Source organism: Nigerium sp., assembly GCF_039811905.1.
Lineage (GTDB): Bacteria > Actinomycetota > Actinomycetes > Propionibacteriales > Propionibacteriaceae > Propioniciclava.
On sequence record NZ_JBDHZL010000072.1, the window covers coordinates 1 to 13,142 of the forward strand.

11 protein-coding genes are annotated in these 13,142 nt (G+C 71.2%); 7 read left to right on the plus strand and 4 right to left on the minus strand.

Features of this window, described 5'->3' with window-relative positions:
* A partial coding sequence (locus tag WMJ97_RS11155; RefSeq protein ID WP_347349069.1) for an oleate hydratase occupies positions 1–1,248 on the minus strand: 1,248 nt, incomplete at its 3' end.
* Positions 1,249–1,433: 185 nt separating this feature from the next.
* On the opposite strand from WMJ97_RS11155, the gene WMJ97_RS11160 reads away from it, so the two are divergent.
* Positions 1,434–2,033 carry a helix-turn-helix domain-containing protein gene (locus WMJ97_RS11160; protein ID WP_347349070.1) on the plus strand — a complete coding sequence of 200 codons (600 nt, stop codon included), beginning with the start codon at positions 1,434–1,436 and terminating at the stop codon, positions 2,031–2,033.
* A gap of 212 nt (positions 2,034–2,245) precedes the next feature.
* Here the strand turns inward: WMJ97_RS11160 and WMJ97_RS11165 are convergent, their stop codons facing one another.
* The 3 genes from WMJ97_RS11165 to WMJ97_RS11175 form a co-directional block, all read right to left on the minus strand.
* On the minus strand, positions 2,246–4,231 hold the full coding sequence (locus WMJ97_RS11165) for a M3 family metallopeptidase (protein ID WP_347349071.1): 1,986 nt from the start codon (positions 4,229–4,231) through the stop codon (positions 2,246–2,248).
* A gap of 85 nt (positions 4,232–4,316) precedes the next feature.
* Positions 4,317–5,879: a serine/threonine-protein kinase gene (locus WMJ97_RS11170; RefSeq protein WP_347349072.1), complete on the minus strand. Its 1,563-nt coding sequence runs from the start codon at positions 5,877–5,879 to the stop codon at positions 4,317–4,319.
* Between the two features lie 37 nt (positions 5,880–5,916).
* Positions 5,917–6,846 (minus strand): hypothetical protein, encoded by a 930-nt coding sequence (locus WMJ97_RS11175; RefSeq protein WP_347349073.1) that lies wholly within the window; start codon positions 6,844–6,846, stop codon positions 5,917–5,919.
* Positions 6,847–6,954: 108 nt separating this feature from the next.
* Between WMJ97_RS11175 and WMJ97_RS11180 the strand changes: the two genes are divergently transcribed.
* From WMJ97_RS11180 to WMJ97_RS11205, 6 genes are all read left to right on the plus strand, one after another.
* Positions 6,955–7,785 (plus strand): phosphotransferase, encoded by an 831-nt coding sequence (locus tag WMJ97_RS11180; RefSeq protein ID WP_347349074.1) that lies wholly within the window; start codon positions 6,955–6,957, stop codon positions 7,783–7,785.
* Between the two features lie 30 nt (positions 7,786–7,815).
* Positions 7,816–9,003, plus strand: coding sequence for an MFS transporter (locus WMJ97_RS11185; RefSeq protein WP_347349075.1), 1,188 nt, complete (start codon positions 7,816–7,818; stop codon positions 9,001–9,003).
* Positions 9,004–9,061: 58 nt separating this feature from the next.
* A complete protein-coding gene (locus tag WMJ97_RS11190; RefSeq protein WP_347349076.1) occupies positions 9,062–9,412 on the plus strand; it encodes a hypothetical protein in 351 nt (116 codons plus the stop codon).
* Between the two features lie 106 nt (positions 9,413–9,518).
* Complete coding sequence (locus tag WMJ97_RS11195) at positions 9,519–11,183, plus strand: thiamine pyrophosphate-dependent enzyme (RefSeq protein ID WP_347349077.1); 1,665 nt, start codon at positions 9,519–9,521, stop codon at positions 11,181–11,183.
* Positions 11,176–11,769 (plus strand): indolepyruvate oxidoreductase subunit beta, encoded by a 594-nt coding sequence (locus WMJ97_RS11200; RefSeq protein ID WP_347349078.1) that lies wholly within the window; start codon positions 11,176–11,178, stop codon positions 11,767–11,769. Before WMJ97_RS11195 ends, WMJ97_RS11200 begins: the two co-directional genes overlap by 8 nt.
* Positions 11,762–13,069, plus strand: coding sequence for a phenylacetate--CoA ligase (locus WMJ97_RS11205; protein ID WP_347349079.1), 1,308 nt, complete (start codon positions 11,762–11,764; stop codon positions 13,067–13,069). The genes WMJ97_RS11200 and WMJ97_RS11205 overlap by 8 nt, the downstream gene beginning before the upstream one ends.
* Positions 13,070–13,142 lie beyond the last annotated feature (73 nt).

A 13,142-nucleotide genomic window follows, 5' to 3' on the forward strand; every position in this document is an offset into this window, starting at 1 on the left:
GTCCACGAACAGCGAGTACACCCACACCACGATCTGGCCGGCCGGCTGGTTCTTGAAGTGCGGCTGGCGGTTCACCGTCCAACTCAGCAGCCACGACGAGTCGCGGGCGGTCACGATGCCGCCGGTCACCACGCGCCCCGAGAACGGATCGCGCTTGCACACCTTCTGGATGTAGTCGGGAATGCGCTCGTCCAGCGTCGTGACGGTCGCGGACATCCACTTGCTCTCGTCGATCGACGAGCAGAAGACCTCAGGACGCCCGAAGCTCGGGTCTTTGCGCGCGACGCGCTTCCACAGATCCCACGCGGACGCCGGCCCGCGGTTCAGGGGTGCCGGCGTGTGCTGGTCGCCGTACTCGGAGTTGTCGACCAGCGAGCCGATCGTCATGAGGACGAAGTCGTCCCCGCCGAGGTCGACGCCCCCGGCCTCGCCGTCACGCACCCACGCGATGCGGGTGGCGCGCTTGCTGGAACCGGCGAACGCGAAGTCGACGTCGGTGACCTCCGTGCCGTACTGGAACCGGACGCCCTGGTCGAGCAGCCAGGCCGTCATCGGCAGCACGAGCGACTCGTACTGGTTGTACTTGGTGAACTTGAGCGCGGAGAAGTCCGGCAGGCCGCCGATGTGGTGGACGAACCGGTGCAGGTACAGCTTCATCTCCAGGGCGGAATGCCACTCCTCGAACGCGAACATCGTGCGCCAGTACAGCCAGAAGTTCGACCGGAGGAAGTCCTTGCCGAGAACCTCGTTGATGCGCTTGCCCTCGAGTTCTTCGCGGCTGGCGAGGAACATCGCCACGAGATCCTTCTGCGCCTTCTTGTTGAGCGTGAACAGGCCGTCGGTACGGGCGTCCTGGCCCTGCTTCTCGGTGACGCGCTGCAGGCTGTAGTTGGGGTCGTCCTTGTTGAGCCAATAGAACTCGTCGAGAACGGACGCCCCCTCGATCTCCAGCGACGGGATGCTGCGGAAGCAGTCCCACAGCGTCTCGAAGTGGTCCTCCATCTCCCGGCCGCCGCGGATGACGAACCCGCGCTCCGGCTCCTTGATGCCGTCGAGCGCGCCGCCGGCGAGTTCCGCCTTTTCCAGGATCGTGATGTTCTCCCCCGGGACGCCGCCGTCACGAATCATGAAGACCGCCGACGCCAGGGACGCCAACCCGCCGCCGACGAACCAGGCGTGCTTGCGGCCGGCGTCCTCCGGGAGCCGGGGACGCGCGAACGCCTCATAGTTGCCGCTGCTGTAGTACATGCCGAAACTCCTTGTGGACGTGCAGATGAAAGGACAGCGGAGGCCGGGCCGCGGGGCGACGGTCGTGGTGGTCACGCTGTCCTCCTGATGGGAGGGGAGCCCACACTCCGGGGAGGGGACCCACCGGGGTTGTTTTTGAGTTTACTCATCTTTGAGCGTGTTCAGAAATCGTTAGACTGGACGCCGTGGAGAGCACCCTCGAACCCCTCGGACGCCGCGAGCGCAACAAGGCCGCCAAGCGCGCCCGCATCCTCGCGGCGGCGCGCCGGGGGCTGGCCGAGCACGGCTACGACCGCATGACGATGGCCCAAGTCGCCCGGGACGCCGACGTCGCGATCGGCACGGTCTTTCAGTACGCGGCCACGAAGCCCGAACTGCTCATGATGGTCACCGCCGACCGCTGGGCGGCGTCCGTGCCGGCGGCCATTCGCGCGAGCGAGTCGGGGGGCGACCCGGTCGCGGCGATCCGCAGCATGCTCGACCCCGTGCTGGAGGAGTCGCTCGCCGACCCCGAGACCACGATGGCGATCGCGCGCGAGCTGCTCTTCGGCGGGCCCGGCCCGCATCGGGACGCCGTGGTCGCGATCGTCGCCGCGCTCGAGACGGCCGTCGCGGGCGTGCTGAGGGCCGCCGGGGCGACGGACGACGCGGACGCCGCGGCCCGCCTCATCGTGTCGGGCGGTCTCCTCGAGGTGAACCGCACCCGCACCGGACGCGCGAGCCGGGCGTCCGTCGAAGACCGCCTCACCGCGCTGATCACGATCGCGCTGCGCGGCGTGCGATGAGTGTGCGTTTCTACCTGACGTTTTCCACCCTCTGGTGTGGATTTCGTCACACACCCTCGGGCGAGGGCCGCCATCACGGGGACGCCTCCCGCGGGCAGAAGCGCCACACGGACGCGCGCCCGACCGATCACCCCACGGCCGGAGCGTCTCCCAGGGCGTGTGACGTTCTCCACACTCCAGTGTGGAGAACGTCAGGTAGAAACGCCCACGGGTCAGGCGAGACCCTTCCGCTCCAGGTAGGGGCCGATCTCGGGGTTGCGGCCTCGGAAGTTCCGCCAGGTCTCCATGGCGTCCACCGAGCCTCCCGGCGCGAGCAGCGCCCGCCTGAAGTGTTCGCCGTTCTCCCGCGTGCCGCCCCCGCGCTCGTCGAACCAGGCGACCGCGTCGGCGTCCATCACCGCGGACCACGCGTAGCCGTAGTAACCCGCCGAGTAGCCGCTGCCCCAGATGTGGCTGAAGTACTGCGACCGGTACCGCGACGGAATCAGGTCGTAGTTCATGCCGGCCGCCTCGAGCGCCTCGCGCTCGAACGCCTCCACCTGCTCCCCCGAGGTCGGCAGCGACTCCAGCGTCGCCTGGTGCCACGCCTGATCGAGGATCATCGCCGCGAACAACTCGAAGCTGCCGAAGCCCTGGTCGAACTTCTCCGCCTCGGTGATCTTCGCGGCCCACTCGGCCGGGATCACCGCGTCGGGCTCCCACGCCCAGTGCTCGTTGACCTGCGACGGGAACTCCACGAAATCGCGCGGCGTCGCGGTGCCCGACTTCGACGGGTACCGGCTGTCGGCGAACAGCCCGTGCAGCGCGTGCCCGAACTCGTGGAACATGGTCTGCACCCCGTCCCAACTGATCGAGCTGGTGCCCCGGCTGTAGTTGCAGTTGTTCGTGACCACCGGACGCGTGCCGAGCAGGTGCGACTGGTTCACGATCGAGTTCATCCACGCCCCGCCCTGCTTGGACGGCCGCGACCAGAAATCCATGATGAACAGCCCGATCGGCTCGCCGTCGGCGTCGGCGACCTCGTAGACCACCGCGTCGTCGGTGTGGCCGCGCAGCTCCGGACGCTCGCTGAACGTGATGCCGTACAGCCTGGTCGCGGCCCCGTACACCGCGTCCAGCACCTTCTGCACGCCCAGGTACGGACGCAGCTCGTCCAGATTCAGGTCGTACCGCTCTTCCCGGATCTGCTCGGCCACGTACCCCCAATCCCACGGCTCCAGGGACGCCCCCGGCTCGATCTGCTGCAGCCGCTGCTCGATCTCGACCGCGTCGCGCTGCGCCTGCGCTCGCGCCGCCGGCCCGAGCTGCGCCAGCAGGTCGTTCACCGCCTCCGACGTCTTCGCGCACGTGCGCTCCACCACGTACGCCGCGTGGTTCGGGTAGCCGAGCAGCGTGGCGCGATCGGCGCGCGCCCGCGCGATGTCGACGATGATCTGCCGCGTATCGGCCTCGCCCGACAGGGCCCGCGACACGGACGCCTCGTACACCCGCCGGCGCAGCCCGCGGTCGGCGAGCTTGGTGAGCAGCGGGTGCTGGGACGTGTTCACCTGATCGATCACCCAGTGCCCGTCGCGCGCCAGGGACGCCTTCTCCTCCTCGCTCAGCCCCGCGAGCTGCGCCTCGTCGTCGACCACCACGGCCGCCGCGTTGCGCGCGGCGAGGTTGGCCTTCTCGAAGCGGGTGCCCAACTGGGCCAGGGTCTGGTTCAGCTCGCGCAGCCGCGTCTGCTCGGCCTCGGACAGCGCGACGCCCGAGCGCGTAAAGCTGCCCAGCACCCACTGCAGCAGCCAGGACGCCTGCGCGTCGAGCTCGACCTCTCCCGCGTCGGCCCTGCCCGCCAGCTCGGTGAAGCGGTCGAAGAGCCGCCGGTTCATGTAGATGCTGTCGGAGTGCTCGGACAACCGCGGCGCGTACTCGGCCTGAATCGCATCCAGCTCGTCGTTGGTGTCGCACGCCTTCACGGCGTAGAACGCCGTCAGCGCTCGGTCGAGCAGCCGCCCCGACCGCTCCCAGGCGTCGAGCACGTTCTCGACCGTGGCCGGCTCGGGGTTCTGGGCGATCGCCTCCAACTCGGCCAACTCGTCGGCCATGCCGGCGTCGACGGCCTCGCGATAGTGGCGCGGCTCGATGGCGGCGAAGTCGGGCAGGTGGTACGGCAGCTCGGATTCTGCGGCGAACGGGTTCGACGGATCGATCATGCCCCCATCTTGCCCCACGCCTCCGACAAAACCGGACGCCGATCATCCGCCCTTGCCACCACCCAGTCCAGCGTGGCCGGACGCCTCACACGAGCGCGGCGACACCCTGCAGGGCCACCAGCAGCGCCGTGCTCTCGGCGTCGCTGAGCGCGCCCTGCTCGTGCGCCTTCTCGACGGCCGAGCCGAACTTCGTCAGCTCCCGCGAGGCGTTCTTGCCGGCGACGATGTTGTCGCCCGCCTTCTCCCACGACGCGATCAGGCGCTCCTTGGCGCTCTGCCCCTCCTCGGTGCTCGGCGACAGCGCGTTGAGGGCCGCCGTCACCGTGCCGACCGCCGCGCGGCGGGCCGCGGTGTTCGCCGACGGGAGCGTCGGCGCGCTGATGGTCGGCAGGTTGATCGAGGGAAGCACGGGGCCGGGGGGCTGCGTGGTCCGCGTCGACGTGCGCGCCGGCGTCGGGCGCGCCGAGATCGCCGAGGACGCCTGCCGCACCAGCGCGGACCCGGCCACCCACACCGTCGCGACCACGACGACCACGACGATCGCCAGCACGATCCACCTCAGCCCCTTGCCGAACCAGCGGTTGGGCCCCTGCGGGGACGTGGCCGACCCGTCGTCCGCCCCGCGCAGCCGCGCCGAGCCGACCCGGGCGTCGCCGCGTCCCGGACCCGAGGTCGCGTCGGCCGGCGCGACCCTGGTCTGCCCGGGACCCGACCCGGGCAGCACCGACGTCGCCCCCGGCAAGACGGCGGTCGCCCCCGGCAGCACCGACGTCGCGCCGGGCGGCGCGGCCGCGCCGCCGGCCAGGATCGCGGTCGCCTCGGCGGACGCGCCGCGCCGCAGGGCGAGGAAGGCGTCCGAGAGTTGCCGCGCGGTGGGCCGCGCCGCCGGATCCTTGGCCAACATGCGCCCGACCAGGTCGTCGACGACGGCCGGCACATCCGGACGCCTGTCGGAGACCCGCGGCGGAGCGTCATTGATCTGGCGGTTCGCCACCTCGACCGAGGTGTGGCCCACGAAGGGCGGCTGCCCGGTGAGGAGGGCCATCAGCACGCACCCGAGCGAGTAGATGTCGGTCGGCGGCCCCGCCTTTCCGCCGACGGCCTGCTCGGGCGACATGTACGCGGCCGTGCCGAGCGCCGTGGCGGGGCCGGTCAGCGTGGCGGCGTTCTCCTGCGTGAGCTGGGCGATGCCGAAGTCGAGGATCTTCGCCGTCGACCCCACGACCATGATGTTGGCCGGCTTGATGTCGCGGTGCACGATGCCGATCGCGTGCGTGCTCTCCAGCGCGCGGGAGACCTGCAGGCCGATGTCGACGACCTGCCCGACCTCCAGGACGCCCTCGGCCCGCACCAGTTGCGCGAGCGACTGGCCCGACAGCAACTCCATGACGAGGAAGGCGATGTCGGCGTCGGTGCCGGCGTCGAAGATCGTGACGATGTTGGGGTGGTTCAGGCGTGCGGTCGCGATGACCTCGCGGCGCACGCGCTCGGGGGTGACGGCCTCGTTCGCCTGCGACAGGTCGACCGTCTTGACGGCCACCTCGCGCTGCAGGCGCTCGTCGAGGGCGCGCCAGACCTGCCCCATCGAACCGGCGCCGATGCGGGCCTCCAGGCGATAGCGTCCGGCCACCAGGGCACCCTCGTACATGCTTCCGAGTGTAGGGGCGTCCACACGAAGCCCCGGGCTACCCGTCGGAGGGTTGCGACACCTCGTCCTCCAGCAGCTCCTCCGTGCCGACGAAGCCCGCCTGCCGGCCGCTCAGCCAGCCGTCGTCGGTGAGCCGCGCGCAGTCGCCGGGGACGGCGGTGAGCACGAACTCCCGCAGGCTCGGGTTCTTCTCGATCAGCGTGCGCACCGACCAGATCGCGAAGTTGTCGATCTCGTCGAGGAACTCCTCGTCCTCGTCCAGGCTCAAGGCGACGAAGCGCCCCTCCAGGTCGACCTCGATCCAGCGGGCGGGGCGGTCGTCCAGCAGGCTCGACACCAGGCACGGAACGTCGGGGACCTGCAGCTCTTTGGTGCCGACGAGGTCGTCGCGCTCGACGTCCCGCAGGGCGTCCGGCCCGCCGGGGAGGGCGTCCAGGCCGTGCTCGGCGACGAACCGCGCCTCGACGTTCGTCAGCAAGACGACGCGACGAAGGCGTCCGAGAAGGGCGCCCGCGGCGTCCCGGACCGTCGCGACGTCGCGCTCGTCGACCACCATCGCGGAGATCTTCGTGCCCTCCAGGTAGGGCACCTCGTTGATCCACGGACGCCGCGACTCGGGCGCGCGGCGGCTGTGCACCAGCCGCTCGACGGCGATGCCGAGCGTGACGAGGGCCGCACCGACGGCGTCCTTCGGGGCGTCGCAGACCAGCTCGACGGCCTCGCCCTTGCTCAGCGGGACGCGGTGCAGACCCACCGTGACCACGCTCATCGCGTCCCCCCGCTCGAAGCCGATCAGCCGGACGGCCCCGCCGCCCAGCGTCTCCAGCTCGACCGTCTCCTCGCCGAAGGTGTCGAAGACGGCGTCGATAAACTCGGGACGCCCGGGCAGCAGCTCGAAACCCTCGTCGTCGGGAGCGGCCCCCGGCACGTCGTCGGGGACGCCGTCGCGGGCGTGGTCGTCGGTCATTCCGGGCTCCTCGGTTGGGCCCCGCGACCGGTGCGGGGCTCGGCGAACCCCCTCACCCTAGCTTGGGCGCCATCCTCATCCCGCGCCCGCGCCACTAGAGTGCTACGCGTGAAGGACTCCAAGGACGCCAAGAAGCCCGGCAAAGACGTCGCCGCGGCGAAGGGTTCCGAGAAGGACGCCAAAGACTCCAAGCCCAAAGACGCGAAGCCCGAGAAGCCGCTTCCCGGCACGATGACGCCGGTCGCGCGGGCGGGCGACGAGGTCCGCCGCGAGGCCGGCCCGTGGACGCCGACGGTGCAGCGCCTGCTCACGCACCTGCGCGACAACGGCGTGACGTGGTGCCCCGAGCCCCGCGGCTACACCTCCGACGGGCGCGAGACGCTGAGCTACCTCAAGGGGAAGGTGCCCACCTATCCCCTCCCCGACTACGTGTACGACGAGGCCGTCCTGACGACCGCGGCCCAGTGGATGCGGCAGCTCCACGACCTCACCGCCGACTTCGACGACGGCAATCAGCGCTGGCGCGCCCATCGGCGCAAGCCGGTCGAGGTCATCTGTCACAACGACTTCGCGCCGTACAACATGGTCTTCAAGAACGGCGAGCTCGTCGGCCTGATCGACTGGGATTTCGCGGCCCCCGGCCCCCGGCTGTGGGACCTGTCGTACCTCGCCTACCGGCTCGGCCCGCTGATGCGGCCGACGAACCCGGCCGTCCCGAACCTGAGCCTCGACATCTTCCACCGCGTGCAGTTGCTACTGGACGCCTACGGCTCCGACGCCTCCGTCCCCGAGTTGCTGGCCGCCGTGGTCGATCGGCTGGAGGATCTGGGCGAGTTCACCTCCGCGGTCGCCGCGAAGAAGAAGGACGAGGCGCTGGCGTCCGACGCGCGCAACTACGCCCAGGACGCCGAGTACCTCCGCTCGCTGCTGCCCTCATGAACGGGCGGCCCTGGTGAGGGGGCGGCCGTCGTGAGGGGCCTCCCCCGGGAGCTGTGGGTCCTGATCGCGGCGGCGTTCATCGTCGCGCTCGGCTACGGCATCATCGCGCCGATCCTGCCCCAGTACGCCCGCAGCTTCGACGTCGGGGTGGCCGCGGCGTCCCTGATCGTGAGCGCGTTCGCCGCGATGCGGCTGGCGTTCACGCCGGCCGCGGGCGGTCTGATCGGACGCCTCGGCGAGCGCCGCGTCTACATGAGCGGCCTGTTGATCGTCGCCGCGTCCACGGGGCTGTGCGCGGCCGCGCAGTCGTACTACCAGTTGCTCTTCGTGCGCGCGCTGGGCGGCGTCGGCTCGACGATGTTCACGATCGCCGCGATGGGCCTGATCGTGCGGCTGGCGCCTGCGGACGTGCGCGGGCGGACGTCCGCGCTGTACGGCACGAGCTTCCTGCTCGGCAACGTCGTCGGCCCGATGCTGGGCTCGGCGCTCGCGTTCCTGGGCTACCGGACGCCGTTCGTCATCTACGCGATCGCCCTGGTCATCGCGGCGTCCGTCGCGGGGGTGCTGCTGCCCCGGCACGCGCTGCGCGACCGCGCCGAGGACGCCCGCCCTCCGCTCACCCTGCGGCAGGCCCTCGGGCTGCCCGCCTACCGGACCGTGCTGATCTCGGGCTTCGCGAACGGCTGGACGAACTTCGGCGTCCGGATCGCGCTGCTGCCCCTGTTCGCCGCCGCCGTCCCGGCGATCGGCGCCGGGTTCGCCGGGCTGGGCCTGACGGTGTTCGCGTTGGCGAACTTCGTGTCGCTGCAGGGCTCCGGACGCCTCGTCGACCGGCTCGGCCGCAAGCCCGTCCTGCTGGCCGGGCTCGTGATCTGCGCCGCCGCGAACCTGGCGTTCGGCTGGTCGGGGTCGGTGCCGGTGTTCCTCGCGCTGTCGGCGCTCGGCGGCATCGGGTCGTCGCTCGTGGCGCCCTCGCAGCAGGCGATGGTCGCCGACATCATCGGGCGCGACCGCAGCGGCGGCCAGGCCCTCGCCACGTTCTCCATGGCCCAAGACCTGGGCTCGATCATCGGACCCATCCTGACCGGGTTCGTCGCCGACCAGGTCGGGTTCGGGTGGGCGTTCGGGCTGTCGGGCGCCCTGATGGTCGTCGCGACGCTCGCCTGGCTGCCCGTGCCCGACACGATGGTGCGGCCCGCCGCCGACGACCCCCGCTGAGGACGCCGCCGGCCGCCTCCTACGCGAGCTAGCCTGGGCCCGACCCCAGGAGACGACCATGCCCAGAATTCTCGACCTGCTGCCCCTGTTGGCGTTCGCCCTCGGCGTCGCGATCGACGTGACACTGCTGGTGTTCCTGCGGCAGCGCGAACCCGCCGGCTCGCCGGGCGACACCCCGGCCCGCGCCCGCGCGCCCCGGACGCCCCTGGTCGCCACGGTCGCGGTGCTCGTCGCCCTCGGCCCGTACGTCGCCTTCTGGGCCGTCTCCAACGGCGACCCCGACGTCTGGGACTTCTACCGCACCGCCTCGTTCGTCCCGCTCGTCGTGCTCGGCGTCCTGGGCGCCGTGGTGACGCTCATCGCGTCCCGCTCGTCCCGCTCGTCGCGCCTCCCGCGCGACGCCTCCTGACGCCCGGCTGCACATCCTCCCACCCCCGGACCACTCCGTGGGCGTCCGTGCGACACCGGTCCGCCCGGAGTAGCGTCCAGGCCGCAATGAGGCGAAGCGAGGACGCATGACCAGACGACTGTTGAGCGGCAACGAGGCGATCGCTCTCGGGGCGTTCGAGGCGGGCTGCGCGGTGGGCTGCGGCTACCCGGGCACCCCGTCGACCGAGATCATCGAGGCGCTCCACCCCTACGAGGGCGTCTACACCGAGTGGAGCGTGAACGAAAAGGTCGCCCTCGAGGTGGGCCTCGGCGCCTGCTACGCCGGGGGGCGCGCGCTCGTCACCATGAAACACGTCGGCGTGAACGTCGCGGCGGACCCGCTGTTCACGGCGTCCTACACGGGCGTGAACGCCGGGCTGGTCGTCGTGACGGCCGACGACCCGTCGATGCACTCGTCGCAGAACGAGCAGGACAACCGCCACTACGCCGTCGCGGCGAAGCTGCCGATGTTCGAGCCGTCCGACTCCGCGGAGGCCCGCGCGTTCACCCGCGCGGCGTTCGAGCTGTCGGAGACCTTCGACACCCCCGTCTTCCTCCGGACGACGACGCGCCTCTCCCACAGCAAGGGCATCGTGGACGCCGACGACGCGGCCGCGCCCGCCAAGCACCCCGTCGGCTTCGCCCGCGACGCGACGAAGTACGTCATGATCCCCGCCCACGCGCGCCGGCGGCGCGTCGCGGTCGAGCGCCGCATGGACGCCCTCGCCGCGGCCGTCGAGACCCACCCGGCCAACCGCGTCGAGCACGCCGGCCCGGAGCCGGCGCGCGTCGGGGTCATCACGTCGGGCGTTCCGTACACCTACGTCAAAGAGGTGCTCCCGGACGCCGACGTGCTGAAGCTCGGCATCGTCCATCCGCTCCCCCGGACGCTCATCAGCGAGTTCGTCGCGAACCACGACGTCACCTACGTCGTCGAGGAGCTCGACCCGGTCATCGAGACGCAGGTGCGCTCGTGGGGGCTCGACGTCCACGGCAAGGACGTCTTCCCGGCCATCGGCGAGTTCTCCCCCGAGGTGCTGCGCGCTTCGCTCGCCCTGCCCGACGAGGCCGGCGCGGCGACCGCCCTCCCCGTGCCCCCGCGACCGCCGGGCCTGTGCCCCGGCTGCCCGCACGGCACGGTGTTCGACGCCCTCAAAGCCAAGGGCATGCTCGTGTCGGGCGACATCGGGTGCTACACGCTCGGCGTCCTGCCGCCCTATCACGTGATGGACGCCATGGTCGACATGGGCGCGTCCCTCACGATGGCCCAGGGCATGGACGCCGTGTACCGCTCCCACCAGGGCGAACGCCCCAAGATCGCGGCGGTCATCGGCGACTCCACGTTCGCCCACTCCGGCCTGACGGGCCTGCTGAACGCGGTCTGGAACCGCGCCGACGGCCTCTTCATCGTCCTCGACAACGGCACGACGGCCATGACCGGCACGCAGCCCAACCCGCTGTCGGGCGAGCGGATCGGGCGGGAGAACTCCGGCGTCCTCTCCTACCCGCTGCTCGCGCAGGCGGTCGGCATCCCCGCGGAGAACGTGGCGGTCGTCGACGGCAACGACGCGGCCGCGATCGGGGCGGCGATCGACGACCTGGCCGACCGCGACGGCGTCCGGCTGCTCGCGGTCGTCGGGCTGTGCATCATCGAGGCCAAGGAGCTGCGCAAGATCGGCAAGTACGACGAGAAGCGCGCCTGGCGCGAGCTCGAGCTGGCCGCCGTCGGGTCGGGGGCGCGCGATGAGTGAGCCGTTCAACGTGCTGCTGGTCGGCGTCGGCGGGCAGGGGGTCGTGCTGGCGTCCGACATCCTGACCACGGCGGCGATGCTGGCCGGTCGGGACGCGAAGAAGTCCGAGATCCACGGCATGAGCCAGCGGGGCGGGCCGGTGTTCGCGCACGTCCGGTTCGGCGACGTCGTGCATTCGCCGGTGATCCCGAAGGGGTCGGCCGACGTGCTGCTCGGCATGGAACGCATGGAGCTGCTCCGCTGGGCGCCCTGGGCCAAGCCGGACGCCGTCGCCGCCTACGTCGCCAAAGACATCGTGCCGACCGGGGTGGACGCCTACCCTGACGGCATCGACAGCGAGGTCGCGGCGCGGTTCGCCCGGGTGGTGAGCTTCGACTCCAAGACCCTGCGGCCCGCCCGCGTGAGCCCGAAGGTCGCGGGCACGGTGCTGCTGGGGGCGGCGTCCGTCTTCCTGCCGCTGCCGCCGGACGTCTTCGCCCCGGCGATGGAGGGCCTCGTGCCCGACGGCACCCTGGAGATGAACAAGGCCGGCTTCGCGCTCGGACGCGCCCTCGCCGAAACAGTGCCGGAGCCGTCCCATGCGTAGTCGCGAGGCCCAGACCCTGCCGACGGACCGCCTGCGGGCCATGCAGCTCGACCGCCTGCGCGCGCAGGCGCGCCGGCTGTTCGAGCGCGTGCCGTTCTACCGGGCGCGGATGGAGGACTGCAACGTCACGCCCGACGACCTCCGGACGCTCGCCGACATCGCGCGGCTGCCGTTCACGAGCAAGGGCGACCTGCGCGAGACGTTCCCGTGGGGGCTGCTGGCGGTCGACCGGGGCGAGATCGTCGAGACGCACATGTCGTCCGGCACGACGGGCAAGCCGGTCGTGGACGCCTACACGCGCGGCGACCTGAGTGTCTGGGGGGAGGTCATGGCCCGGACGCTCGACATGGGCGGCGTGGGCGCCGACGACATCGTCCAGGTGGCGTACGGCTACGGGCTGTTCACCGGCGGTTTCGGCGCCCACTACGGCGCGGAGGGGCTGGGCGCCATGGTGATCCCGATCTCGTCGGGCAACACGCACCGGCAGCTGCAGACCATGGCCGACTTCGGGACGACCGCCCTGTGCTGCACCCCGTCGTACGCCCTCTACCTGGCCGAGTACGCCCGCGAGCACGGCTTCACGGCGTCCGACTTCAAGATCAAGTGCGGGTTCTTCGGCGCCGAGCCGTGGTCGGACGCCATGCGCACTCAGATCGAGGACGCCTGGGGCATCCGCGCGTACGACATCTACGGCCTCACCGAGCTGATCGGCCCCGGCGTCGGCTCGGAGTGCGCCGAGCAGGACGGCCTGCACCTCTACGAGGACCACTTCTACCCGGAGATCGTCGACCCGGAGACCGGCGTCCCGCTGCCCGACGGCGAGAAGGGCGAGCTCGTGCTCACCGCGCTGACCAGGGAGGGGACGCCGGTGCTGCGCTACCGCACCCGCGACGTCACCCACCTCATGACCGAGCCGTGCCCCTGCGGCCGGACGTCGCGGCGCATCCACCGGCTCATGGGCCGCACGGACGACATGCTGATCATCCGCGGCGTCAACATCTTCCCCTGCCAGGTCGAGGAGGTGCTGCTGCGCACCCGCGGCGTCGTCGGGCAGTACCAGCTAGTCGTCGACCGGGAGCGCACGATGGATTCGCTGGAGGTGCGCGTCGAGATGGACGCCGCGATGTTCAGCGACGACGTCGGCGACGTCATGGCGTTGGAGCGCCGCATCGAGGCGGAGCTGAAGGGTCAGCTCGGCATCCAGGCGACGTGCGTGCTCGTCAACCCCAAGTCGATCGAGCGCAGCGAGGGCAAGGCGAAGCGGATCATCGACCGGCGGGAGGTCACCACCCATGTCTGAGTCACTGCTCGCGGCGGGCGTCCGGGCGGCCGAGGCGCGGCAGGTGTCGGTGTTCCTGGAGAACGAGCCCGGC

Coding starts and splice junctions, on each gene's coding strand:
- WMJ97_RS11165 (WP_347349071.1), bottom strand. CDS start 4,231: ATGATCGATCCGTCGAACCCGTTCGCCGCAGAATCCGAGCTGCCGTAC.
- WMJ97_RS11170 (WP_347349072.1), bottom strand. CDS start 5,879: ATGTACGAGGGTGCCCTGGTGGCCGGACGCTATCGCCTGGAGGCCCGC.
- WMJ97_RS11175 (WP_347349073.1), bottom strand. CDS start 6,846: ATGACCGACGACCACGCCCGCGACGGCGTCCCCGACGACGTGCCGGGG.
- WMJ97_RS11190 (WP_347349076.1), top strand. CDS start 9,062: ATGCCCAGAATTCTCGACCTGCTGCCCCTGTTGGCGTTCGCCCTCGGC.
- WMJ97_RS11195 (WP_347349077.1), top strand. CDS start 9,519: ATGACCAGACGACTGTTGAGCGGCAACGAGGCGATCGCTCTCGGGGCG.
- WMJ97_RS11200 (WP_347349078.1), top strand. CDS start 11,176: ATGAGTGAGCCGTTCAACGTGCTGCTGGTCGGCGTCGGCGGGCAGGGG.
- WMJ97_RS11205 (WP_347349079.1), top strand. CDS start 11,762: ATGCGTAGTCGCGAGGCCCAGACCCTGCCGACGGACCGCCTGCGGGCC.